Source organism: Virgisporangium aliadipatigenens (assembly GCF_016863615.1).
Classification (GTDB): domain Bacteria; phylum Actinomycetota; class Actinomycetes; order Mycobacteriales; family Micromonosporaceae; genus Virgisporangium; species Virgisporangium aliadipatigenens.
On sequence record NZ_BOPF01000025.1, the window covers coordinates 142152 to 164778 of the forward strand.

Consider the following 22627-nt stretch of genomic DNA (forward strand, 5'->3'; position numbering starts at 1 on the left):
CGACCCGCGGCGGCGAACTGGCCGAGGCGACCAGCACCGAGCGGTCACTCACCCGGGCCGCCGGCACCCGCGTCGGCGAACCGGGCGGCCAGCTGCCGGAAGGCGTTCGACAGCGGCTCGGGACCGACGACGGTGATGGCGGCGTCGTATCGGCCGAAGGCGGCGGCGAGGCTGGTCCAGGAGAAGGAACCCAGGGTGAGGCGGCAGCGTTCCGGGCCCAGCTCCTCGGCGATCCCGTCGCGGGTGTAGAGCGCGACGGTGGCGGCGGCCCGGTCGAGGATCACCGTGCCCCGGCAGGGCCAGCCGCCGCTGCCGTCGTCGGTGCCCCGGAACTTGCCGGTGACGTAGGCGGCGACGTCGCCCCCGGGCACGTCGCGCGGCGTGAAGCGCGGGCCGGTCGGGATCTTCGGGGTGATCCGGTCGGCGCGGAAGATCCGCCAGTCGGCGCGGTCCAGGTCCCAGGCGACGAGGTACCAGCGGCCGTCCCAGGTGATGACGTGATGCGGCTCGACCCGCCTCGGCTCTTCCGCCGTCGCGTAGTCGAAGCGCAGGATCTCCTTTCGGTGCACGGCGGCGCTGATCTCCAGCAGCACCTCGCGGTCGACCGGCGCGGGCGGGTGCGTGGCCGGCCGTTCGACGTTCGTGACGCGCAGGGACGCGACGCGCTGGCGCAGGCGGGCCGGCATCACCTGCCGGATCGTGTGCAGCGCCCGGGCCGCCGCCTCCTCGGTGCCGCTGCCGGGCGTGGTGGCGGCGATCTGGAGGGCGATCGTGAGCGCGACGGCCTGTTCGTCGTCGAACAGCAGCGGGGGCAGCTCCGTGCCGGCGCTCAGGCGGTAGCCGCCGTCCGGGCCCTTGACCGCGGCGATCGGATAGCCCAGTTCCCGCAGCCGGTCCACGTCCCGGCGAACGGTGCGCAGGCTGATGTCGAGGCGTTCGGCGAGCAGGGTGCCGGGCCAGTCGCGGCGGGCCTGCAGCAGGGACAGCAGCGCGAGCAGCCGGGCGGAGGTCTTCTGCATGTCTCCCATCCTGCCGGTGGAAGGTGACACATGCTGGCACCTTCTGCTGTGAATCTTGCCTGCGTCAACACAACAACCCCGGGAGTGGCGGCATGTTCGACGTATTCGGTGACCTCAGCTGGCTCGGCCTCGTGATCGGGTTCGTCGCCCTCACCGTGCTGGGCGGCGTGTGGTTCGGCGCGATCTTCCCCAAGGCGTACAACCGGTCGCTCGGCCGGCCGGACGACGCCAAGCCCGACGCGTCGGTGCTCTTCTACGCCGGGCCGGCCGCGATGAGCCTGGTGGTCACGTGCACGAGTGCGGTGCTCATCGCGGCGCTCGACATCACCGCCGTCGCGGACGGGCTGCTGTTCGGGCTGATCGTCGGCGTGGGATACCTGGCGGCCAACACGGTCACCATCGCGATCAACCCGAACTTCCCCCGCCCGCTGTACTACGCGGCGATCTCCGGCGGGTACAACGTGATCGGGAGCCTGCTGGTGAGCGCGATCCTGGTGGCGGTCTGAGCGTTCGGCCGGTGCCCGGAGACCTCGGGAAATCCGTGGTTTCCGGGGCACCGGCGAACGATCGCGGCGATCCGGTCGTTGAGCGCCGCATGGCGAAAATCATCGTGGCGTCGCCGCCGATCCCCGGCGAGTACCTGCCGCTGCTGCAGCTGGCCCGGGCACTCTCCGACCGGGGCCACCGGGTCACCTTCCTGACCGGCGGCTTCGCGCGCGACGCCGTGCTGCACTCGGGCGTCGACTTCGTGCCGCTGACCGGTGCCGCGGACATCAACCCCGAGGTGGGCGTCGCGGAGCGCGCGGCAGCCGGCCTGGCGCCGGGACCGGAGCAGCTCAATCACGACTTGATCCACGCGTTCGTCAATGCGATGCCGGAGCAGCACCGCGCGCTGCAGCGGCTGCTGGACGAGGACCCTGACCAGTACCTGATCGCCAACATCTACTTCCTGGGCGGCCTGCCGGTCTCGTTCGGCGTGCCGGGCCGCCGGCCGCGGCGCTGGATCGGGGTGAGCGTCGTCCCGCTCGACCTCAGCAGCGACGACACCACGCCGCTCGGGCCGGCGCCGGTGGGCCCCGGCGAGGACCGGGTGGCCGCCAACCGGGCCGCCAACGCGGCGTTCGCGGCGGCGGCGACGCCCACCCTGGAACGCCTCAACGAGGTGCTGGCCGAGCTGGGCGCCACCGAGAAGGCGGAGAGCTGGCACGACGAGATCGTCCTGCGGCCGGACCAGACGGCCGTGCTGACCGTCCCGGGGTTCGAGTTCGCGCGTTCGGACCTGCCCGGGCATGTGCACCTGGTCGGCGTCATCCCGGCCCACCGGATCACCGGGTGGGAGCCGCCGGCCTGGTGGGGCGGGCTGGACGGCGGCCGTCCCGTGGTGGTCGTGACCCAGGGGACCGTCGCCAACCGCAGCCTCGGCGAGCTGATCGAGCCCACGCTCACCGCCCTCGCCGACCGGGACGTCACCGTCGTCGCGGCCCTCGGGCGGGACCCCGCGGAGCTGTCGATCCCGGTGCCGGCGAACGCTCACGTGGCGCGGTTCGTGCCGTTCGACGCGCTGCTGCCGAAGGCGAGTGTGCTGATCACCAACGGCGGTGCGGGCGGGACCCACCAGGCGCTCGCGGCGGGCGTTCCGGTGATCATGGCGGGGGAGACCGAGGACAAGCCGTTCAACGCGGCGCGCGTCGCCTACCACCGGCTCGGCGTCGACCTGGGCACCGCGACGCCGTCGCCGGAGGCGATCGGGGAGGCCGTCACGGCCGTTCTCACCGACAGCACCATCCGGGCGAACGTGGGCCGCCTGAGCGCCGTCTATCCGCAGTACGACCCGGTCGAACGGATCGAGCGGCTCACGGTCGGCTGACCGGGCTACTCTCGCGGGACCATGGAGCGGCACAGGCGGTTCGACATGGGCGGCTACGCCGGGCTGGACCTGGACCGGTTCGTCGAGCCGTCGCTGTCCAGCTGGAGCCGGCCGGGATGGCGGGCGCTGCTGGTCCAGCGCTTCACGCATGCCGCCGCCGTCGACGAACTCGTGCTGCCGCCCACGACCGACCGGCACCTGTGGCTCGTGACGGCCGGCGCCGGGCGCATGCACCTCGACACCGGGGACGGCCGGCGGGTCGTGCCGATCGCGCCGGGGCAGGTCGGGTTCGCCGTTCCCGGGGCGGCGACCCGCGTCCGGTACGAGACCACGGAGCCGATGCGCACCGTTCAGCTGCACCTGCCCGCCGACGCGATCGAGCGGGCGGCCGGCTCGCTCGGCGTGCCCGCGCCGGCCGTCGTCCGGCCCGGGCCGGACGGTGGGGCGTTCCTCGGTGCGATGCTGACGTCGCTGGCGGCGGCCGCCGAGGCGGGGCTCGACGGGTTGTACGCCGACACGGCCGCGGAGTTCCTGGCCGTGCATCTGGTCACCGGCGGTGCCGGGCCGGACGGGCACACCGCCCGGCTCGGCCGGGAGGACGCCCGGGTGCGCGCGGCGATCGCCTACCTGCACGACCGGTTGGACCAGCCGGTGAGTCTCGCCGACCTCGCCGCGCACGTGCGCCTGAGCCCGTTCCACTTCCTGCGGGTCTTCAGACGGGCGACGGGCGAGACGCCGGCCCGCTATCTGCGGCGTGTGCGCATCGCGCACGCCACCCGCCTGCTGGCCGGCGGCATGACGGTCGGGCAGGTCGCCCGGCGGTGCGGGTTCAGCAGTCCCGGGCATCTGTCGGCGGCGTACCTGCGGGAGACGGGTGTGCGGCCGTCGGCGCACCGGCCCGGGTGAGCCCTGCGCAAGATCTCGTGCGGGGTGCGCAAGCCGGTGCATGTCCTGGGGCGGGGGGCGTCCCTAGTGTCGGGCCGTGCCGAACAGTTACCGCGTGAGCGCCCGTTCCGATGCCGCCCCGGATGCCGTGTACCGGCTGCTGCTGCGGGCGGGAACGTGGCCGTCGTGGTCCCCGATCGACGCGGCCGAGGTCGAGAACGGGACGGATCCGGACCTGCCGGCGGGGGTCGGTGACACCAGGGTGTTCCGCACCGGCCGCGCGGTGTCCCGGGAGCGCGTGGTCGAACTCGTCACCGACCGGCGCTTCGGCTACGAGATCGTCGGCGGGCGCACGTTCCGCTCCTACCGGGGCCTCGTCGAACTGGCACCGGACGGCCGGGGCGGCACCACGATCACCTGGTCGGCGACGTTCCGGCCGGCGATGCGGTTCACCGGCCCGCTCTGGGAGTGGTTCCTGGCCCGGTTCATGCGGCGGATGGCCGCCGGTCTCGCCGCGCACGCCGTCGTCTCCTGAGCACGGCCGCGGCGGGTCAGCGGACTCTCGCCAGGAGGCGGTCGCTCAGGTACTCGGCCATCATGATCACCGTCGCCGCCGTGTTCGCGCGCACCGTCGTCGGCATGATCGAGGCGTCGATGACGGAGAGCCCGTCGACGCCGTGCACGGCACCCACCGAGTCGACGACGGCGTGCGGATCGTCCGGGGTGCCCATCCGGCAGGTCCCCGACGGGTGGTAGCCGGTGCGCGCCTCCGCGAGGATCCAGGCGTCGAGGTCGGCGCGCGCCGACGGGAGCCGTTCGGGTGGGCCCAGGATCTCCTTCAGGGCGGACTGGGACGCCAGGTCGAGGCAGAGGCGCACCGCCTCGCGCTGGCGTTCGCGGTCGCGCGGGTCCGCGAAGTAGTTCATGTCGATGTGCGGCGCGGCGAGCGGATCGGCCGACGCGAGGGTCAGCCGGCCGCGGCTCGCCGCCAGGTTGACCGTGGGGCGGAAGACGAACGTGTGCTCCGTCGGCCGGGTCAACGCATATATGATCATGTCGTTGCGCGCGTATCCGGTCTCCGACGTGTACCGCAGCACCACCTGGTGCGGGTGTTGCAGGGCGGCCCCCGCCGCCGCGCGGAACGGGAACGGCACCTCCACGGCCGGATGGTCCTCCAGGTTGGCGCCGACCCCGGGCAGGTCCCGCACGGCGTCGATCCCCAGGCGCCGCAGCTCCCCGGCCGGCCCGATCCCGGACAGCAGCAACAGCTGCGGCGAACCGATCGCGCCCGCCGCCACGATCACCCGCCCGGCCGGCACGACCCGGGTGCCGCCGCCCGGGTCGCGCACCAGCACACCCGTCGCGCGGCCGCCGCTCGTCACGACCCGCAACGCGGTGACCCCGGTCTCGACGGTCAGGTTGCGCCGCCCGCGCGCGGGTCGCAGGTACGCGCGGCCGGTGCTCGCCCGGTAGCCGTTGTCGTCGCTGAGCGGGCACGGCCCCACGCCGGTCGTCTCCGTCGCGGCGTTGTGGTCCGGACACTCCGGAAACCCGAGCCCGCGCGCCGCCTCGTGGAACGCCTCCTGATCCGCCGACCACGCCTCGCGCGGATACCGCCGAACGTCGATCGGGCCCGCGCCGCCGTGGCCGGGCGCGCCCGCGAAGTCGTGATCCCGTTCGCTGCGGGCGAAGTAGGGCAGCACCGCCCGGTGGCTCCAGTCCAGACCGGCCGCGCCCCAGCCGTCGAAGTCGCCGGGCTCGCCCCGCAGGTGGATCTGCGCGTTGATCGCACTGCAGCCGCCGACGACCTTCCCGCGCGGCATCGGGATCGGGCGGCCGTTCTCCGCCACCGCCGAGAACATCCAGTCGTGCGTGTGCGTCGACAGCGCGTCCATGTCGTCGCCGTAGAACATCAGCAGTTCGCGCGGTGTGCGCGCGTCCGAGTCGTAGTCCGGGCCGGCCTCCAGCAGGCGCACCGTCACGTCGGGATCCTCGGTGAGCCGTGCCGCGAGAACGCAGCCGCTGGTGCCGCCGCCGACAATGACGAAGTCCGCTGTTCCCCCGTGTGAACCCATGCCAGGCAAGCTACCGTGCACCGGTGCGTGAACCATATGGCGCACTCGATCCGATGAGAGGGTTGTGAGCCCCGAACCTGAGCCGAGCGACGCGGACCTGCTCGCCGCGGCCGCGGCCGGTGACCGCACCGCGTTCGAGGCGTTCTACCGGCGCCACGGGCCCTGGCTGACGGCCCGGCTGCGCTACCGCTGCGCCGACGCGGCCCTGGTCGACGACGCGGTGCAGGAGACGTTCCTGGCGATCTGGCGGGGCAAGGCCCGCTACCGCGAACGCGGGGAAGCCGCCGCGTGGCTGTGGCAGATCGGGTTCCGTCGGCTGGTCGACGCGATCCGCGGACAGCGCGCCCGCGACCGCCTGCTGCGCCTGCTGGCCGGCCGCCGCTGGCGCGACTCCCCGTCGGCCGAGGAGGAGATCCTGGTCGGCGTCGAACACGGCGACCTCGCCGGCGCGCTCGCCCGGCTCTCCCCGGAGCTGCGCGCGGTGATGCAGGCGACCGTCCTCGACGGGCTGAGCACGCACGAGGCGGCCGCGCTGCTCGGCATCCCGGCGGGCACGGTCAAGACCCGCGCGATGCGGGCCCGCCGGCAACTACGGGGAGACCTGGCATGAGCGGACGCTTGCGGAAGCGAATCATGAAGCAGGGTGCACTTGTGTCTCAGGGCGCCGGTGAGCGAAGCGAGGCGGCGGCATGAGCACCGATGCTTGGCACATCGACGAGGAAGATCTGCGGGAGTACGCCGCCGGCACGGCGCAGCCGCCGTGGCTGTGGTCGACCGAGGCCCACCTCGACGCCTGCGCGCACTGCCGGCGGCGGCTGGCCGCGGCGGTCGGTCCGGCCGCGACGCACGCCGGCTGGGCGCGCCTTGACGCCGAACTCGACGCCCCCCGGCCCGGTGCGCTCGAGACGTTGCTGGTGCGGCTGGGGCTCGCCCCGCACACCGCCCGGCTGCTGGCCTGCACGCCGGCGCTGCGCCGGTCGTGGTTCACCGCCGTCGGGTTGACGCTCGCCGTCAGCGTCGCCGCCGCGCACGTCGCCCGGGAGATGACCGTGCCGATGCCGCTGCTGGCGATCGCGCCGCTGCTGCCGCTGATCGGGGTGGCCATCTCCTTCGGCCCGCACGTGGATCCCAGCTACGAACTGGCCGTCGTCGCGCCGATGGACACGTTCCGCCTGCTGTTGCTGCGCTGCGCGGCGGTGCTCACGGCGACGACGGCGCTGACCGGCGTCGCGAGTGTGACCGCGCCGGAGTTCGGGCCGGTGACGCTCGGCTGGCTCGCGCCGTCGCTGGCGTTGACGCTGCTGAGCCTGGTGCTGACGCCCCGGTTCGGGCCGTTCCCGGCGGCCGGCGCCGTGGGGGTGGGCTGGCTGGTCCTGCTGGTGGCGACCGTGCACCGGGGGACCGGCGAGTCGGTGCTGTTCACCGCCTCCGGTCAGGCCGGACTCGCGGCCGTCGCCGCCGTCTCGGCGCTCGCGCTGTGGCGGGCGCGCGCCGCGTTCGACACCGATCGCCGTCCGGGCCGCGCCGGCGACCCGGGCCCGCGGAGGGCGCGATGACCACCGTCCGGGCCGAGGGACTCTCCCTCCGATTCGGTCGAACGACCGCGCTGGACGGCGTCTCCTTCGCGTTGAGCGACGGCGTCACCGGGCTGCTCGGCCCGAACGGCGCCGGCAAGACCACGCTGCTGCGCATCCTCGCCACGGCGATCCCGGCCGACGCCGGTGCGCTGCACGTTCTCGGGAACGACCCGCGCGGTGCGGCCGGGCGGCTGGCGGTCCGGCGCCGCCTCGGGTACCTGCCGCAGAACCAGGGCTTCCACCCGCACTTCACCGCGTTCGAGTTCGTCGACTACATCGCGATCCTCAAGGAGATCGTGGCCGGCCGGCACGAGGAGGTGCGGCGCGTGCTGCACGCCGTCGGCCTGGACGCGCAGCGCGGCAAGAAGATGAAGGCGCTCTCCGGCGGCATGCGCCAGCGGGTCGGGTTGGCCGCCGCGCTGCTCGGCGACCCGGCCGTCGTCATCCTCGACGAGCCCACCGTCGGCCTGGATCCCGAACAGCGGCTGCGCCTGCGCGAACTCGTCGCGCACATCGGCGAGGGGCGCACCGTGCTGCTGTCCACGCACCAGACGGAGGACGTGGCGTCGGTGTGCCAGCGCGTGATCGTCCTGCACCAGGGGCGGATCCGGTTCGACGGCGAACCGTCCGCGCTGGCGGCGATCGCCGAGGGGCGGGTGTGGAGCGCTCCGTCCAAAGTGGACGGTGCGCTCGCCGCGTGGCGCACCGGCGGCGGCGACTACCACCACATCGGCGTGCCGCCGGCCGGTGCGCGGCCGGTCGAACCGAGCATCGAGGACGGGTACCTGCTCCTGCTGGACTCCTCCGGCGTGCCGGCCTGACCGCGCTCCGCCCACCACGGCCGCCCGCGTTCGGCCGGCCCGCTCGCCGCCGGATCCGGTAGCGGGCGCCGCGGTCAGGCCGGGCGTCCGTCTCGACGTGCCCCCGGCGCGCAGCCGCTGGAACAGAGTGCTGCCGTCCGGAAACGTCACGTCGCCCACCCGCCGGCCTTTGCCGTAGTCGAGGTCCAGGGCGGCGAGGCGTTCGGCGAGGTACCGGCCAGTTTCCAGCCGAGATTGTGCGCGTCCCGGATGCCGACGTTCATGCCGACGCCGCCGGTGGGGAAGTGCTGGTGCGCGGCGTCGCCGGCGAGGAGCACGCGGCCGCGCCGGTAGGTGACGGCCTGCCGGCCGCCTCCCGCACGGTGCTGCGGACGCCGTCGCAGCCGACCACGTACCGCGCCGGCACGACCCCGCCGCCCGCCACCAGCACCCCGTCGTCGGCCAGGCCGGTCACCCGGCACAGTCCGGTGGGGCCCCCGCCCCCACGATCACGACCTCGTCCATGAGTGCCTCCTCTTGGTCGCTGACCAGCAATGTGCGCATGAGTACACTTGGTCAGTGACCAAGGGGCAAGCGGATGTGGTGCGGGCGGCACTGGCCGTTCTGGACGAGCAGGGCGCGGCACGCGTCTCGCTGCGCGCCGTCGCGGGACGCCTCGGCGTGCGGATGAACACGGTGCTGTGGCACGCGAAGAGCCGGGCCCGGCTCGACGAACTGATGGCCGACGCGATCGTCGGCGGTGTCCCGCTCGACCGCCTGCCGCGGGACTGGCGGAAGCGGGCCGCCGAGATCATGCGCCGGTACCGGGTCGCTCTTCTCGCCCATCGGGACGGCGCCGCCGTGGTCGCCGGGACCTACGCCGCGGAACCGTCCACATTGGACGTCGCGGAGGCGCTCATCGGCGCGCTGCTGGACGGCGGCATGCCGGAACGGGAGGCCGTCTGGACGTTCTGGAGCCTGGTGTACTTCACCCTCGGCCTGACCCAGGAAGAGCAGGCGGCACCGGCGCGCGCCATGGCGGAGCCGGACGTCGGCGACCGCCCGGCGCTGCGCCGCATCCTGCCGTACCTGGCCGAGGAGTCCTTCGACGAACGCTTCGCACACGGCGTCCGGCGCCTGCTGGCGTGAGAGCCGTTCTGCGGCAGCTGTCGCCGGCCGGCCGGCTGCTGATCGTCAACCAGTTCGGCATCGTCTTCGGGTTCTTCCTGGTGCTGCCGTTCCTGGCGACCTACCTGCGGGAGGAACTGGGGCTGGCGGCCGCCGTCGTCGGCACGGTGATCGGCCTGCGCACGCTCAGCCAGCAGGGCCTGTTCCTGGTCGGTGGCGCGCTCGCCGACCACTGGGGGCCGCAGCGGGTGATCGTCCTCGGATGCGCGCTGCGGGTGCTCGGCTTCGGCGCGCTCGCGGCGACGCGTTCGCTGCCCTGGATCGTCGCCGGCACGATGGTGATCGGCGTGGCCGGTGCGCTGTTCAGCCCGGCCAGCACCACGTATCTCAGCCACGAGTCGCCCGGCCGGCGCGCCGAGAACTTCGCCCTGTACCAGTTCGCGGGCAATGCGGGTGCGCTCCTCGGGCCGCTGGTCGGCGCGCTGCTGCTGGCGGTCGACTTCCGGCTGGTGTGCGGTGCCGCGGCGGCGGTGTTCGGGGCGCTGAGCGTGGCGCAGGTGCTGCTGCTGCCGTACCGGGCGCCGCAGGCGCGGGGCGACGGTGTGCTGCGCAGCCTGTGGCAGGTCGTGCGGAACCGGCGCTTCCTGGTCTTCGCGCTCGCCGGTTCGGTCTACTTCACGCTGTGGAACCAGCTGTACCTCGCGCTCCCGCTGGAGGTCGAACGGGTCACCGGCCGCCCGGACGCGGTGAGCGCGGTCTTCCTCGTCTCGACCGTCGTCGGGATCGTGTTCGGCGTGCGGCTGACGGTCGCCTGCCGGAGGCGGTGGAGCGCGGGCCGGTCGATGGCCACCGGGCTGCTGCTGATGGGCGGCGGCTTCGTGCCGGCGGCGGTCGCCGCGCCGTTCCTGGCCACCGCCGCCGGGCCGCTGGACCTCGCGGTCGCCGCGCGGGCCGGTGCGCCGGTGCTGGCCGGCACGGCGGTGTTCAGCGTGGGTGCGGCGATCGCCAACCCGTTCATGATGGAACTCATCCCGACGGTGGGCAGTGAACGCCTCGTCGGCACGTACTTCGGCTGGTTCAACCTCTTCTCGTCGCTGGCCGCGGCGGGCGCCAGCGCGGCCGTCGGGGCGCTGATCGACCTTCCGGGCGCCGCGCTGCGCTGCACCCCGTTCGCCCTGCTGGTCCTCCTGTCGACGGCGGGCGGGGCGGTGATCGCGGTGCTGCAGCAGCGCGGACGCCTGGAAAGCGCCTAACGGCGCCGGCGCGCCATCCACTGCCAGACGTGGGTGCCGCCGACGCTCGGGTCGTTGCGCGCCACGTAGATCCACGACCAGTGGCCCGGGAAGCGGTGGCCGTTCCAGGTCACGGTGTCGTAGAGACTGACGAGGGAACCCGGGATCAGCTCGTGCGCGTGGACCGTGTTCGGCTGCGGCGGCACGGTGGTGTCGTCGAGGGAGGTGACGAGCCAGGTCGGCGTGCTGATGCCGCGCAGCTCGTCATCGGTGATCATTACCGGGCCGCCCGGCTGGAGCGACTGGACCACGGCGCAGATCGGCACCGACGCGGCGAAGTCGTCCGGGTAGACCGTCGTCATCTTCAGGCTCATGTAGCCGCCGTTGCTGCAGCCGACGACGAGAACGCGGCGGCGGTCGACCGGGTGCCGGGCGGACACCTCGGCGACGATCTCCCGGATCAGCGGTGCGAACCGGTCGCCGTCCTCCAGCCAGAACGACGTGCTCTGCGGGGCCACCACGTAGGCGCCGGAGAAGATCCGCTGCGCCTCCGGGGTGGCGAAGCCGAGCGCGCCGCGGTTGGCCCGCAGCGTGGTCTCGTTGTCGTAGTAGCCGTCCGGCAGGGAGGCGCCCTCGCCGCCGCCGTGCAGCCACACGATCAACGGGTGCCGCGCACCCCGGCCCGACCGGCCGGGCGAGAAGAGCCGGTACTTCATGCCCGAACCCGAGGTGTGGTAGCCGAACGCGTCCACCTCGGCATTGGTGAGCCGCCCCTGCCGGAACTGCGCGACGGTGACCGCGCGCCCGTTGCGCAGCCGGAACGGGGCGTTCTGCGTGACGGTGTAGACGAGATTCAGCCGGAAGTTGCGGCCCCGGCTCCCGATGTAGGTGAGCGTGTTGCCACCGGGCTGTCCCTCGGCGGTGCTGAGTTCGACCACGATGCGCCCGCGCCGGTCGAGCCGCGCGGCGGTCACGGTGCGGTCGAGGTCGTACACCTGGTCGCCGGGCGGCAACGGGCTGGTGGCCCGCACGTGCACCCCGAACGTGGCGGCGCTCAGGCTGTCCGGCGCGATCGGGCCCAGCCGGGAGGTGTCCAGCGTGAGCGAGACGACCTGCTCGCCGCCGTCCAGGGTCACGGCGTTCACCGCGAAGTCCACAGTGGACGGATGTGCCTGGACGGCGGCCGGGACGGCGATCCCCGCGGTGGCGCCCGCCGTGGCGGCAAGCAGGGTGCGGCGTGTGACGGTCATGGTTGCTCCTCTCAGGTACCGAAGGCTCAGGTACCGAAGACCTGGAACTGATAGAGCGAGTAGCCCCACTGGGTGCCCCGGCTGGTGCCGAGGATCCGCACGTACCGGGCCGACGCGTTCAGGCCGGTGTGGTCGTCCTCGCCGCCGTTCGCCCCGGTGACGGTGCGCACGGTCGACCAGGTGGCGCCGTCCGGCGAGCTCTGGATCTGGTACGCCGAGCCGTAGGCCGCCTCCCACAGCAGCCGCACCCGGCTGACCGTGTACGTGCCGCCGAGGTCGACCTGGATCCACTGCGGGTCGGCGTAGGCGCTCGCCCAGCGGGTGGTGGTCGAGGAGTCCACCGCGTTCGAGGCCGGGTAGGAGGCGTTCTCCAGGCTGGAGGCCGTCGCCGGCCGGTTGAGGGCCAGATCGGTGGCGGTGCCGCGGGTGAGCGCGAAGTCGTCGACGTCGAAGAGGCCGGTGCCCGTTCCGGTGAAGGTCAGGTAGACCGTCGCCGTACCGGCCGGCACCCCGGTCAGTGCGGTGCTCACCGTCGCGAACGTCGTCCAGCTGCCGGTGTTCGGCACCGCGACCGTGCCGTGGATCGGTCCGGTCGGCGAGCCGGTGCGCACCTGGATCTGCCCGCCGGGGCCCCCGGAGACGACCCGCGCGCGGAAGCCGGTGGCGCCGCCGACGTTCACGTTGGCGTAGCCGGCCCAGTCGCCCGGTTCGATGAAGCCGAGCGTCCGGCCGTTGTTGGCGCCCTCCTTGGCGAACGCCTCGACCCCGCTCGCCGTCGTGAACGACTCCGCCTGCACGGTGCCGTCGACGACGCCGCCCAGTTCCTTGATCCGGATGTTGCGGAACGCGGCCTGGTCGGCGCTGCCGTGGTTCTGGATGCCGATGTAGCCGTCCAGGTTGCGCGCCGGGTCGGTGTTGGTGAAGTCGTTGATGAGCGCGCCGTTGAGGTACACCCGGATCCGCTGACCCTCGACGAGAAGCTCGTAGGTGTTCCACGCGCCGGCCGGGTTGAGCGCGGCGTCGCGGGCCGCGATGTCGGCCGACTTGAACGTGTAGATCGAACCGGTCGTGCGGTCGGCCGCGTCCGTCGCGTCCATCTGGATCTCGTAGCCCTGGTTGACGGCCACCCACGGGTCGTTGCCCGGGTCCGGGAAGCCGATGAAGATGCCGCTGTTGCTGTCGCCGGTGAGCCGCCAGTCGGCCTTCAGCGAGTACGAGGTGAACTGCTTCGCGCCGTACCAGTACAGGCCCATGCCGCCGACCGAGGAGAGCGTCGCGTCGGAGTTGGTGAAGCTGCCCGGCCCGCTCTGCCGCCAGCCCGTCGTGGAACCGTTGTACAGCGCGGTGTAGCCGTTCTCCGGCCGGCAGTCGGCGTGTGCGCGCCTGGCGGCGTACCGGATCCCGCCGAGCAGTTGCGCGCGGAAGTTGGTGTCCGCGTAGGACTCCTGGGTGTGCCCCCAGCCGGTGTAGAACGAGCGCCCGGAGCCGATGGCCTTGCACCACGTGATCGGGTGGTCGGCACCCATCGAGCCACCGGAGTAGGTCGACTCGTCCAGGGTGGCGAGCACCTTCGCGGTGGCGCGCGGGTTCGTGCGGTAGTTGTACAGCTCGTCGGTGCGGGTCCACGCCTGCGGCAGGTGTGCCGTGGCGGCGTGCGCGCGATCCTCGGTGCGCGAGACCACCTGCTGGATGGCCGGGTGGCTCTGGAAGTAGGCCCCGGCCAGTTCGCCGTAGAACGCCCAGTCGTACTCGGTGTCGGCCGCCGCGTGCACGCCGACGTAACCGCCACCGCCGCGCACGTACGACTCGAACGCCGTCTGCTGCGCGGCGTTCAGCACGTCGCCGGTGGTGTTCAGGAAGACGACCGTCTCGTACTGCGCCAGATTGGCCGTCGTGAACGCCGCCGCGTCCTCGGTGGCGGTCACCGAGAAGCTGTTCGCCGAACCCAGTTCCCGCAAAGCCTGTATCCCGGCCGGAATGGCGTCGTGCCGGAAGCCCGCGGTCTTGGAGAAGACCAGAACGTCGTAGGGGGTGTCGGCGGCCGCGGCCGCGGACGCCTGGAGCGCGACGGCGGCGAGGGCGAGAACGGCCCCCGCGCCGGCGGCGAGTCTACGGGTCATGGCAGCATCCATTTCTGGTTGGCGGCACCGGCGACGCAGGTCCACAGGTGGACCGGCGTGCTGTCCGCGGAGTTGACGCCCGAGACGTCGAGGCACTTTCCGGAGGCCGGGTTGCGCAAGGTCCCGTCGGAGTTCGGCACCCAGTTCTGCGCGCCGCTGGTGTTGCAGGTGTACAGCTGGACCTTCGTGCCGTCGGCCGTCCCGGCACCGCTGATGTCCAGGCACTTGCCGAACGCGCGCAGCGTCTGGCCGTCGCGGCTCCAGTGCTGCGCCGACGAGTAGTTGCAGGTGTAGAGCTGGATCTGGGTGCCGTCGGCGGTGGCCCCGTCGCGCACGTCCAGACACTTGCCGGCGAAGCCGACCACCGGCCCGGCCGAACCGGTCCGCAGCAGGAAGCTGTCCAGGTCGAACAGCGCCCCGGTGCCGGTGCCGGCGAAGGTCAGGTAGAGCGAGGTGGTGCCCGCCGGCGCCCCGCTGATCGGCGCCGCGACCGTGGTGAACGTCTCCCACGAACCGGTCGGGGCGACCGCGACCGAGCCGATCACGGGGCCGTTCGCCGAGCCGGTGCGCAGTTGCAGCGTGCCGCCGGAGCCGGCGGAGGAGACCCGGGCGCTGAACGAGGTCGCGTTCGACACCCGGTACGGGTCGAACTGGATCCAGTCGCCGTTGTGGATGTCGCCGACGGTGCGCCCGCCCTCGGCCGCGGTCTTGCTGAACAGGTTCACGCCGGAGGAGGTCTTGAAGTGTTCGGCCTGCCGGCGGCGCGGCTGCAGGATGTGCTGGGTGTGCGTGATCAGGCCGCCGCGGTCGGTGTACGAGGCGTCGAAGATCGGGAAGATGTTCGCGGCGTCGTCGTGCTCGCCGTCGGCCGGGATCGTGATCGTGCCGGAGCAGCCCTGCTGCGCGGTGATCTGGTGCGCGTGCTGGTCGTGGCCGAGCACGTAGGCCATCGTCACCTTGGTGCAGTCGATCGCCCCGTCCTCCGGGTCGGTCACCGTCACGCTCCACGGAACGCTGTCACCGAAGGAGACCAGCTGTCCCGAGGCGGGGCTGTTGACGACGACCGTCGGGGCCGTGTTGCCGACGGTGATGATCACGCTCGCCGTGCCGGTGGCGCCCTGCGGGTCGCGGACGGTCAGCGTCGCCGTGTACTTCCCGTCGGCGGTGTACGTCTTCGTCGGGTTCGCCGCCGTCGACGTGGTGCCGTCGCCGAACGCCCACGAGTAGGTCAGCGCACCGCCCTCGGGGTCGCTGCTGCCGGCCGAGGAGAAGGCCACCGTCAGCGGTGCGCGGCCCGAGGTGCGGTCGGCCGCGGCCACCGCCGTCGGTGCGCGGTTCCCGCCGGCGACGTAGTCGTAGCGGTACAGCGCCGAGTTGGCGTCGCCGTTGAAGTAGCCGGTGCCGTAGTCCAGGACGTACAGCGCGCCGTCGGGCCCGAACTGCATGTCCATCACCTGCTTGCCGTTCCACGGGAACGTGTCGATCGCGCCCCGCGTGCCGTCGGCGTTGACCACGGTCGGCTTGATCCAGCCGCGGCCGAACTCGCCGGCGAAGAACATCCCGGTCAGCGACTGCGGGAACTTCGTCGTCGACGGGTTGTTCGCGTCGTACCGGTATACCGGGCCGCCCATCGGGGACTCCGAACCGCCGCCGAACTCCGACGGGGTGCCGGCGTCGCCGCCGTAGCGGATCCAGGCGGGCTTGGCGGCCGGCAGCGTCGCCTGGCCGGTGTTGCGGAACGAGTTGTTCGTCGGGCCGCCGGCGCAGTTGTACTTGGGGCCGGTGGAGTTGGTGGCGAAGTTCCACTCGTTGTAGGTCTCGGTGCTGGTGTTGGTGCCCGTGCAGTACGGCCACCCGAAGTTGCCCGGCCCGGTGATCCGGTTGAACTCGACCTGCCCCGACGGGCCGCGGTTGGCGTCGGTGGTGCCCGCGTCCGGCCCGTAGTCGCCGACGTACACGACCCCGGTGGGCTTGTCGACGCTGATCCGGAACGGGTTGCGGAAGCCCATCGCGTAGATCTCGGGGCGGGTGTTCGCGGTGCCGGGCGGGAAGAGGTTGCCGCTCGGGATCGTGTACGTGCCGTTGGCCTGCGGGGTGATGCGCAGGACCTTGCCGCGCAGGTCGTTGGTGTTGGCCGCGGTGCGCTGCGCGTCGAAGGCGGGATTGCGGTCGGTCCGCTCGTCGATGGGCGAGTAGCCGCTGGAGTCGAACGGGTTGGAGTCGTCGCCGGTCGACAGGTAGAGGTTGCCGGCCGCGTCGAAGTCCATGTCGCCGCCGACGTGGCAGCAGATGCCCCGGTTGGCGGGCACGTCGAGCACGGTGACCGCGCTGGCCGTGTTGAGCGTGTAGTCCGCGTTGAGCGTGAACCGGGAGAGCCGGTTGACGCCGGTCCAGGTGGCCCACGTGGCGGCGGTGCCGGTGGCGGGCGCGTCACCGGCCGGGGTGGACAGCGGCGGCGCGTAGTACAGGTAGATCTGCCGGTTGGTGGCGAAGTTGGGATCGGCCGCGACGCCCTGCAGCCCCTCCTCGTCGTGGGTGTAGACGGGGATGGTGCCGATCACGGACGTCGTGCCGGCGGAGTCGGTGCGGCGCAGTGTGCCGTCGCGGGCGGTGTGCAGGACGGACCGGTCCGGGAGCACCCACATGCTCATCGGCTCGCCGGTCTCCGCGACGCCCTTGGCGAGGGTCACCTGCTGGTAGTCGGCCGCGTTGATGACGGCCGAGGCGGGTCCGGTCGGCACGACCGCGGCGGCGACAGCACCGAGCAGCGCCGCGCCTAAGATAGACAGAGATCGATGTCTGGGGGTGTGAGGGTTCATCGCTTCCCTTCCTGACTACCGGTGCCAGGCGGGGCGCGCGCCGTCGCGCCGCAGCCGAGGGGGTGGCCGCGGGAGAGGCCGACGGCCGGATCGACGGATACGTGCCGGAAACACTCCGGTGTTCGTGCGGACACGCTAGATGCCTTCCGATCGAGATGTCCATACTTTTCGATGTTGCGGGCCGAACTTTTGTCACGTGGCACAGAAGATCCGGACGCCGCCTATCGTTGGCGGGTGATCACGATGGTGCGGATCCTGGAGCTGGTCGGCCTCTTCGTCTTCGCCATCTCCGGTGCGCTGACGGCCATCCAGCGGAAGTTCGACGCCGTCGGCATCGTGATCCTGGCCGAGGTCACCGCGCTGGGCGGTGGCGTCCTGCGCGACGTGATCATCGGGGCCACGCCGCCGGCCGCGTTCCAGAAGGTGCAGTACCTGCTCGTGCCGCTGGCCGCCGCGGCGGTCGCGTTCTTCGCCCACCCCGTGGTCGAACGCCTCTCCTTCTTCGTGCTGCTGTTCGACGCGGCCGGGCTCGGGCTGTTCTGCGTCACCGGCACGCTCACCGCGCTCGAACACGGGCTCGGGCCGGTGCAGTCCGCCGTGCTCGGCGTGACCACCGGCGTCGGCGGCGGCCTGCTGCGCGACGTCATCGCCCGGCAGACACCGGCGCTGGTCAGGGCCGACTCGGACCTGTACTCGATCCCCGCGATGATCGGTGCGGCGGCCGTCACCGTGGCCCACGCCGCGCACCTGCCGATGGTGGTGGCGGCCCCGGCGACGGCGGTGTTCGTGTTCGCGTTCCGGGTGCTGGCGATGGTGCGCCACTGGACCGCCCCGCAGGCCTGGACCCGACGCACGCCACGGTGACCGGCTCCTGGGCGACTACCGGACCTCCTGCACCGTCCGCTTCAGGATGCAGAACTCGTTGCCCTCGGGATCGGCCAGCACGGTCCACGTCGCGTCCGGCGGCTGCCCCACGTCCACGTGCCTGCCGCCGAGCGCGACGACCCGCGCGATCTCCTCCTCGGTGGAACTCCCGTCGGCGCGCAGGTCCAGGTGGAGCCGGTTCTTGACGGTCTTCGCCTCAGGGACGGCGCACACGTCGATCGTGGGCCACGAGGCGTCGGCGGGTCCGATGCTGATGATGTCGGTGTCCTCGTCGATCACCCGCCAGCCGAGCACGGCGGCCCAGAAGTCGGCGACGAGCCGGATGTCGGTGGCGTCGATGGCGAGCACGGCGATGCGACTGGTCACGCGCCGGAAAGTACCCCTAAGCGATCTTTTCCACACGTGCCGGGAGCAGGAGGATCGCCGCCAGCTGCAGCACGGCCAGGACCACCAGGGCGGCGAAGACCCAGTGGCTGGCGTCGTTCAGGGCGGTGCGCAGGTAGTCGGCGATCGCGGGCTGCGCCGTCCCGTCCAGCAGCATGGTGTTGGCGGCGTCCACGTCGGCCGGGAGTTCGGCCGCCACCGACGCGGGTGCCTCCGCGAAGCGGGCGGCGAGGATGGCGTTCGCGATGGCGCCGAAGACCGCCACGCCGATCGCGCTGCCGAGCGAGCGCGCGAACATGTTCGCCGCCGTGACGACGCCGCGCCGGTCCCAGCCGACGGCCGACTGCACCGCCACGACCGTCGGGCTCGCCGACAGGCCGAAGCCGAGCCCCAGGACGAACGCCGCCGCCGCGGCCGCCCACACCGACGAGTGCCGGCCGAGCAGCGCCGTCTGGACGGCCCCCAGGATGACGAACGCGCACCCGATCAGCGCGGTCGTGCGGAACCCGATGCGCAGGTACAACCGCCCGGAGAGGCTCGCGGCGATCGGCCAGCCGATGGTCATGGCGGCGAGCGCGAAGCCCGCGGCCAGCGGGCCGGTCCCGAGCACACCCTGCGCGTACGTGGGCAGGAACGACGAGATGCCGATCATCAGGCCACCCACGGCGAGCGCGGCGAGGTTCCCGGCGACGAGGATGCGCCGGCCCATGACCCACAGCGGCAGCACCGGTTCCGGAGCCCGCCGTTCGACCACGAGGAACGCCGCCACCAGCACCGTCCCGCCGGCCAGCACGCCCACGCTCGGCGCGGAGCCCCACTCCCAGGCCACGCCGCCCTCCAGCAGCCCCAGGATGAGCAGCGAGAACCCTCCCGTAAGAAGAGCGGCCCCGGCGTAGTCGACCCGGTGCGTGGTGCGTTCGACGTTCTCCCGGAAACGCCTGGCGAGGGTCCAGACCGCGACGGCGCCCAACGGCAGGTTGACGAAGAAGATCCAGCGCCAGGAGAGGTACTCGGAGAAGACGCCGCCCAACGTCGGCCCGACCACGGCGGAGATCCCCCACACGCTGGCCAGGTAGCCCTGGACCTTGGCGCGTTCCTCGACCGTGTACAGGTCGCCGATGATCGTGACGCAGATCGGCTGCACGGCCCCGGCGCCGATGCCCTGCACGGCGCGGGCGACGATCAGCGCCGGCATGCTCCACGCGACGCCGCACAGCACCGAACCGACGAGGAAGAGCGCGATGCCGAAGAAGAGCACCGGCTTGCGCCCGATCGAGTCGGCGAACTTGCCGTACAGCGGCACGGTCACCGCCTGCGTCAGCAGGTAGATCGAGAACAGCCAGGGGAACTGCGAGAAGCCGCCGAGGTCGCGCACGATCGACGGGACGGCGGTGGCGATGACGGTGGACTCGAGCGCGATGAGGCCGGTGGTGAGCATGACGGCGGCGAGAACCCGGCCGCGATCACCGCGCAGGCCCAGCGGTGCGGTGGTGGTCAAGCCTCCACGTTAGCCCCGGGATGGTCGAGGAATCCCAGGTCCTGCGCGGCACGGTGGTCAGGATCACGGGCCGCCACGGCGCGCCGGTGGCGTTCGACGAGGCGGATCAGCACGGCCGGCGGGAGCGCGTCGACCGGCGCGTACCAGCCGGCGTCGAGCGGTTCGCGAACGTGGTGCGGCAGGTCGGGCAGGTCCCGCAGGGCCAGCCGGAGCCGTTCGGGCGGGGTCCGCCGGCGGTACCAGCGCAGCCACGGGCCGGCCGCGGGAGTGAGGTCGGGCCAGCCGTGGCGGTGCGCGGCCACGCGGGTGGACGCGGCGAGGTCGTGCAGTTGCGCCACCGGGATCCCCTGCGGCGCGTCCCCCGGACGATCCACCACTTCCACGGGAACGCCGTTCGCGTACAGGCAGGCGCGCACGGCCCGGCTGGGGCACGCCACGGCGAGCACGGGCGGCACCGCCCACTCCGGGCGCGGCGGCCGGTCGCACAGCCCCGGCAACCCGCCGTTCACCCGGGCGAACCACACGACGTGCCGCCGTAGCCGCCGGATCGCGCGCGCGTGCGAGCGGTCCCCACCCGGTGCGTACGGCGGCAGCCGGTGCCGGCGCCACAGGAACGCGGCGGCGGTGTGGCCGAGGCCGACCACCAGCAGCCCGGCGCAGGCGTAGAGCCCGATCACCAGGGCGATGGCGAGCGTCAGGCCCGCCGCCTCGTGGCCGGCGTCGTTGAGCCGACGGGTCAGCAGACCCAGCGGCACCAGGGCGGCCGCGCCGGCCAGCACCCACCCGAGGTGGCGCAGGTTGCGGGCCACCGACGGGCGGGGCGGCGGGCGGCGGGGCGTCACCCGGGACGGTGCGCTCGGCGGCTGGAGCGCGTAGAACAGCTGCTCGGTGGTGAAGCGCAGCAGCCCGTCGTGGCTCAGCCGGCGGGCCGTCTCGCGCAGCCGCCGGGGGCTCAGGCGGTACGGCGGATCACGCCGGTCGAGTGCCCAGCGCCGGCCGCAGACGGCGCAGCGGCGGGCGGCGATGTCCTGGCGGCGGCGCAGGGGCCGCCGGCACTGCGGGCACCTCATGCCGGGTCCGTCGCGTGCGGCATGTCCAGGAAGCCGAGGTCGCGTGCGGCGCGGTGGTCGGGGTCGCGGGCGGCGATCGCGCGGCGGTGGCGTTCGACCAGGCGGATCAGCACCGCCGGCGGCATCGCCTCGGCCGGGCACCACCAGCCCTTGCCGAGCAGGTCGCGTTCGCGCGGGGCGAGGCCGGGTACCGCGCCCAGCGCGTCGCGCATCGCGTCGGCCGCCGGCCCGCTCCGGCGCCACCGCAGCCAGGTCGCGTCGCGTCGGCCGCCCGGCCCGGGGGTCAGGTCGGGGGCGCCCCGCCGGTGGGCGAGGACGAAACCGCTCGCGGCCACGTCGTGCAGTTGCGCCACGAGCGTCCCCTCCGGCGCGTCCCGCGGATGGTCCACCACCCGCACGGGAACGCCGTTCGCGTACAGGCAGGCGCGGATCGCCGGGCTCGGGCACGCCACGGCGAGCACGGGCGGCACGCCCCACTCCGGCTCGGGGGCGTCGTCGCAGAGCCCCGGCAGGTCGGATCCGTAGACGTGGCGCCAGCGCGCGAGGACGTTCGACCGGAAGACCTCGAGGGAGACGGCGGGCAACCGGATGTGCTCGCGCGGCGCGGGCGGCGGCGCGGGTCGCAGGCCGCGCTCGGCGAACGCCTTCCACGCCCCGCCGGCGTAGGCGACCGCGGCACCGCCGGAGAAGAAGACGAGGAGGACGAACCCGCCGACGAGCAGGGTCGCGAGGGTGCCTGCGCCGAAGAAGCCCTGCCGGCCGACCCACGCCGCCGCGGGGAAGCCGAGCACCCCGAGGGCGGTCACGGCGAGCGTCGCCAGCATCCGCAGCAACTCCCCGAGGACGGACGGGCCGGGCCGCGGGGGCGGCGGGACGTAGGGCCGCGGGATGACCGGCGCGGCCGGCGGCTGCACCGCGTGGTAGAGCTGCGCGGAGGTGAAGGAGAGCAGCCCGTCGTGGCTCAGCCGGCGGGCCACCGCGCGCAGGTGCAGGTCGTTGAGGCGGAACGGCGCCGAGTACGGGTCGAGCGCGAACTCCCGCCCGCACCGGTCGCAGCTACCGCCGTACCGCTCGTGTCGACGAAGATTCTCCCGGCAGTGCGGGCATCTCATGCCCCCGCAGACTAGGGCGCCCGGACAACGTCAGGAGCACCGCAGCACGACGACCGCGTGCGCGAGGACCTCGACGGTGCCGCCCGGCTTGATGCTGCCCGGCCGCGCGGCGAGCAGCGGGTCGGCGGTGTCGAAGACCACCTCCCACAGGTCCCCGTACGCCTCGCCGGGCAGCGTGAACATCAGGTCCTGCGGCAACGGGTTGAACAGCAACAGGAACGAGTCGTCGACGATCGCCTCGCCGAACGCGTCCTGCTCGGGGATGGCGTACCCGTTGAGGAACACGGTGATCGTGGACGCCGAGCGGGACTGCCAGTCGGTTTCGCGCATGGGCCGGCCGTCGCGGCGCAGCCAGGCGATGTCCGGCAGCGCGGAACCGTTGTGCGGCCTGCCGTCGAAGAAGCGGCGGCGCCGGAAGATGGGATGCTCGGCGCGCAGCCGGATCAGGTCGGCGGTGAACCGGGTGAGGCTGTCGTAGATGCGCCCCTCCTCCCAGTCGACCCAGCTCAGTTCGTTGTCCTGGCCGTAGACGTTGTTGTTGCCGCGCTGCGTGCGGCCGAGTTCGTCGCCGTGCACGATCATCGGGACGCCCTGCGAGAGCAGCAGGGTGGCGAGGAAGCTGCGCTTGCGGCGTTCCCGCAGCGCGATGATCGTCGGGTCGTCGGTGGGGCCCTCGGCGCCGCCGTTCCACGAACGGTTGTGGCTGTCGCCGTCCCGGTTGTCCTCGCCGTTGGCCTCGTTGTGCTTGTCGTTGAACGAGACCAGGTCGTGCAGCGTGAAGCCGTCGTGCGCGGTGACGAAGTTGATGCTGGCGATGGGCCGCCGCCCGTCGATCTCGTACAGGTCGGAGCTGCCGGTGAAGCGGGAGGCGAACTCGCCCAGCGTGCCCGGCTCGCCGCGCCAGAA

Annotated in this window: 21 protein-coding genes and 1 pseudogene; 10 read left to right on the forward strand and 12 right to left on the reverse strand. The window is 73.0% G+C overall.

Going from position 1 to position 22627, the window contains the following annotated elements; genetic code table 11:
- Nucleotides 1–44: 44 nt before the first annotated feature.
- The gene (locus tag Val02_RS30775) at nt 45–1019 is read right to left on the reverse strand and encodes a helix-turn-helix transcriptional regulator (protein ID WP_203902748.1); all 975 of its coding nucleotides are present in this window, start codon (nt 1017–1019) and stop codon (nt 45–47) included.
- A gap of 92 nt (nt 1020–1111) precedes the next feature.
- Here Val02_RS30775 and Val02_RS30780 point away from each other — a divergent pair, with 92 nt between their 5' ends.
- The 4 genes from Val02_RS30780 to Val02_RS30795 all read left to right on the forward strand — a co-directional run bounded on the left by Val02_RS30780 (nt 1112) and on the right by Val02_RS30795 (nt 4306).
- Nucleotides 1112–1525 carry a DUF1761 domain-containing protein gene (locus tag Val02_RS30780; protein ID WP_203902749.1) on the forward strand — a complete coding sequence of 138 codons (414 nt, stop codon included), beginning with the start codon at nt 1112–1114 and terminating at the stop codon, nt 1523–1525.
- Between the two features lie 89 nt (nt 1526–1614).
- Nucleotides 1615–2886, forward strand: a complete 1272-nt coding sequence (locus tag Val02_RS30785) for a nucleotide disphospho-sugar-binding domain-containing protein (protein WP_203902750.1) — start codon at nt 1615–1617, stop codon at nt 2884–2886.
- Nucleotides 2887–2907: 21 nt separating this feature from the next.
- Nucleotides 2908–3792 (forward strand): AraC family transcriptional regulator, encoded by an 885-nt coding sequence (locus tag Val02_RS30790; protein ID WP_203902751.1) that lies wholly within the window; start codon nt 2908–2910, stop codon nt 3790–3792.
- A 94-nt stretch (nt 3793–3886) separates the two neighbouring features.
- On the forward strand, nt 3887–4306 hold the full coding sequence (locus tag Val02_RS30795) for an SRPBCC family protein (RefSeq protein ID WP_203902752.1): 420 nt from the start codon (nt 3887–3889) through the stop codon (nt 4304–4306).
- Between the two features lie 16 nt (nt 4307–4322).
- Here Val02_RS30795 and mftG read toward each other — a convergent pair whose 3' ends face one another.
- Nucleotides 4323–5846, reverse strand: a complete 1524-nt coding sequence (gene mftG / locus Val02_RS30800) for a mycofactocin dehydrogenase MftG (RefSeq protein WP_203902753.1) — start codon at nt 5844–5846, stop codon at nt 4323–4325.
- A 64-nt stretch (nt 5847–5910) separates the two neighbouring features.
- On the opposite strand from mftG, the gene Val02_RS30805 reads away from it, so the two are divergent.
- The 3 genes from Val02_RS30805 to Val02_RS30815 all read left to right on the forward strand — a co-directional run bounded on the left by Val02_RS30805 (nt 5911) and on the right by Val02_RS30815 (nt 8244).
- A complete protein-coding gene (locus Val02_RS30805; protein ID WP_239153454.1) occupies nt 5911–6456 on the forward strand; it encodes an RNA polymerase sigma factor in 546 nt (181 codons plus the stop codon).
- A gap of 79 nt (nt 6457–6535) precedes the next feature.
- Nucleotides 6536–7402, forward strand: a complete 867-nt coding sequence (locus Val02_RS30810) for a cupin domain-containing protein (RefSeq protein ID WP_203902754.1) — start codon at nt 6536–6538, stop codon at nt 7400–7402.
- Complete coding sequence (locus Val02_RS30815; protein WP_203902755.1) at nt 7399–8244, forward strand: ABC transporter ATP-binding protein; 846 nt, start codon at nt 7399–7401, stop codon at nt 8242–8244. Before Val02_RS30810 ends, Val02_RS30815 begins: the two co-directional genes overlap by 4 nt.
- A gap of 146 nt (nt 8245–8390) precedes the next feature.
- Here Val02_RS30815 and Val02_RS48960 read toward each other — a convergent pair whose 3' ends face one another.
- Nucleotides 8391–8561, reverse strand: a complete 171-nt coding sequence (locus tag Val02_RS48960; RefSeq protein ID WP_506023225.1) for an FAD-dependent monooxygenase — start codon at nt 8559–8561, stop codon at nt 8391–8393.
- Entirely contained in the window at nt 8504–8869 is a 366-nt protein-coding gene (locus Val02_RS48735; protein WP_506023230.1) for an FAD-dependent monooxygenase, read from the reverse strand. Before Val02_RS48735 ends, Val02_RS48960 begins: the two co-directional genes overlap by 58 nt.
- Between Val02_RS48735 and Val02_RS30825 the strand changes: the two genes are divergently transcribed.
- Complete coding sequence (locus tag Val02_RS30825; protein ID WP_239153455.1) at nt 8803–9372, forward strand: TetR/AcrR family transcriptional regulator C-terminal domain-containing protein; 570 nt, start codon at nt 8803–8805, stop codon at nt 9370–9372. The two genes, Val02_RS48735 and Val02_RS30825, sit on opposite strands and share 67 nt — an antisense overlap.
- Nucleotides 9369–10604, forward strand: a complete 1236-nt coding sequence (locus Val02_RS30830; RefSeq protein ID WP_203902757.1) for an MFS transporter — start codon at nt 9369–9371, stop codon at nt 10602–10604. Before Val02_RS30825 ends, Val02_RS30830 begins: the two co-directional genes overlap by 4 nt.
- On the opposite strand, the gene Val02_RS30835 is transcribed toward Val02_RS30830, so the two are convergent.
- From Val02_RS30835 to Val02_RS30845, 3 genes are read right to left on the reverse strand one after another with little or no spacing between them, the layout of a single operon-like run.
- Entirely contained in the window at nt 10601–11833 is a 1233-nt protein-coding gene (locus Val02_RS30835) for a prolyl oligopeptidase family serine peptidase (protein ID WP_203902758.1), read from the reverse strand. The two genes, Val02_RS30830 and Val02_RS30835, sit on opposite strands and share 4 nt — an antisense overlap.
- 26 nt (nt 11834–11859) lie before the next feature.
- Nucleotides 11860–13953, reverse strand: a complete 2094-nt coding sequence (locus tag Val02_RS30840; RefSeq protein ID WP_239153456.1) for a ThuA domain-containing protein — start codon at nt 13951–13953, stop codon at nt 11860–11862.
- Nucleotides 13950–16772 (reverse strand): PQQ-dependent sugar dehydrogenase, encoded by a 2823-nt coding sequence (locus Val02_RS30845; protein ID WP_203902759.1) that lies wholly within the window; start codon nt 16770–16772, stop codon nt 13950–13952. Before Val02_RS30845 ends, Val02_RS30840 begins: the two co-directional genes overlap by 4 nt.
- A 243-nt stretch (nt 16773–17015) precedes the next feature.
- On the opposite strand from Val02_RS30845, the gene Val02_RS30850 reads away from it, so the two are divergent.
- Entirely contained in the window at nt 17016–17636 is a 621-nt protein-coding gene (locus Val02_RS30850) for a trimeric intracellular cation channel family protein (RefSeq protein WP_203902773.1), read from the forward strand.
- Nucleotides 17637–17651: 15 nt separating this feature from the next.
- On the opposite strand, the gene Val02_RS30855 is transcribed toward Val02_RS30850, so the two are convergent.
- From Val02_RS30855 to Val02_RS30875, 5 genes and pseudogenes are all read right to left on the reverse strand, one after another.
- Complete coding sequence (locus Val02_RS30855) at nt 17652–18023, reverse strand: VOC family protein (RefSeq protein ID WP_203902760.1); 372 nt, start codon at nt 18021–18023, stop codon at nt 17652–17654.
- A 16-nt stretch (nt 18024–18039) separates the two neighbouring features.
- Nucleotides 18040–19539, reverse strand: coding sequence for an MDR family MFS transporter (locus Val02_RS30860; protein WP_239153457.1), 1500 nt, complete (start codon nt 19537–19539; stop codon nt 18040–18042).
- A complete protein-coding gene (locus Val02_RS30865; protein WP_203902761.1) occupies nt 19536–20609 on the reverse strand; it encodes a hypothetical protein in 1074 nt (357 codons plus the stop codon). Before Val02_RS30865 ends, Val02_RS30860 begins: the two co-directional genes overlap by 4 nt.
- On the reverse strand, nt 20606–21721 hold the full coding sequence (locus Val02_RS30870) for a hypothetical protein (protein WP_203902762.1): 1116 nt from the start codon (nt 21719–21721) through the stop codon (nt 20606–20608). Before Val02_RS30870 ends, Val02_RS30865 begins: the two co-directional genes overlap by 4 nt.
- Nucleotides 21722–21751: 30 nt before the next feature.
- A pseudogene (locus Val02_RS30875) lies at nt 21752–22627 on the reverse strand (glycogen debranching enzyme); the annotation flags it as partial.

Bases quoted from the DNA above. Each gene is read 5' to 3' on its own strand.
- Val02_RS30775 (WP_203902748.1), bottom strand. From the start codon at position 1,019: ATGCAGAAGACCTCCGCCCGGCTGCTCGCGCTGCTGTCCCTGCTGCAG.
- Val02_RS30780 (WP_203902749.1), top strand. From the start codon at position 1,112: ATGTTCGACGTATTCGGTGACCTCAGCTGGCTCGGCCTCGTGATCGGG.
- Val02_RS30785 (WP_203902750.1), top strand. From the start codon at position 1,615: ATGGCGAAAATCATCGTGGCGTCGCCGCCGATCCCCGGCGAGTACCTG.
- Val02_RS30790 (WP_203902751.1), top strand. From the start codon at position 2,908: ATGGAGCGGCACAGGCGGTTCGACATGGGCGGCTACGCCGGGCTGGAC.
- mftG (WP_203902753.1), bottom strand. From the start codon at position 5,846: ATGGGTTCACACGGGGGAACAGCGGACTTCGTCATTGTCGGCGGCGGC.
- Val02_RS30810 (WP_203902754.1), top strand. From the start codon at position 6,536: ATGAGCACCGATGCTTGGCACATCGACGAGGAAGATCTGCGGGAGTAC.
- Val02_RS30815 (WP_203902755.1), top strand. From the start codon at position 7,399: ATGACCACCGTCCGGGCCGAGGGACTCTCCCTCCGATTCGGTCGAACG.
- Val02_RS30835 (WP_203902758.1), bottom strand. From the start codon at position 11,833: ATGACCGTCACACGCCGCACCCTGCTTGCCGCCACGGCGGGCGCCACC.
- Val02_RS30840 (WP_239153456.1), bottom strand. From the start codon at position 13,953: ATGACCCGTAGACTCGCCGCCGGCGCGGGGGCCGTTCTCGCCCTCGCC.
- Val02_RS30845 (WP_203902759.1), bottom strand. From the start codon at position 16,772: ATGAACCCTCACACCCCCAGACATCGATCTCTGTCTATCTTAGGCGCG.
- Val02_RS30850 (WP_203902773.1), top strand. From the start codon at position 17,016: ATGGTGCGGATCCTGGAGCTGGTCGGCCTCTTCGTCTTCGCCATCTCC.
- Val02_RS30865 (WP_203902761.1), bottom strand. From the start codon at position 20,609: ATGAGGTGCCCGCAGTGCCGGCGGCCCCTGCGCCGCCGCCAGGACATC.
- Val02_RS30870 (WP_203902762.1), bottom strand. From the start codon at position 21,721: ATGAGATGCCCGCACTGCCGGGAGAATCTTCGTCGACACGAGCGGTAC.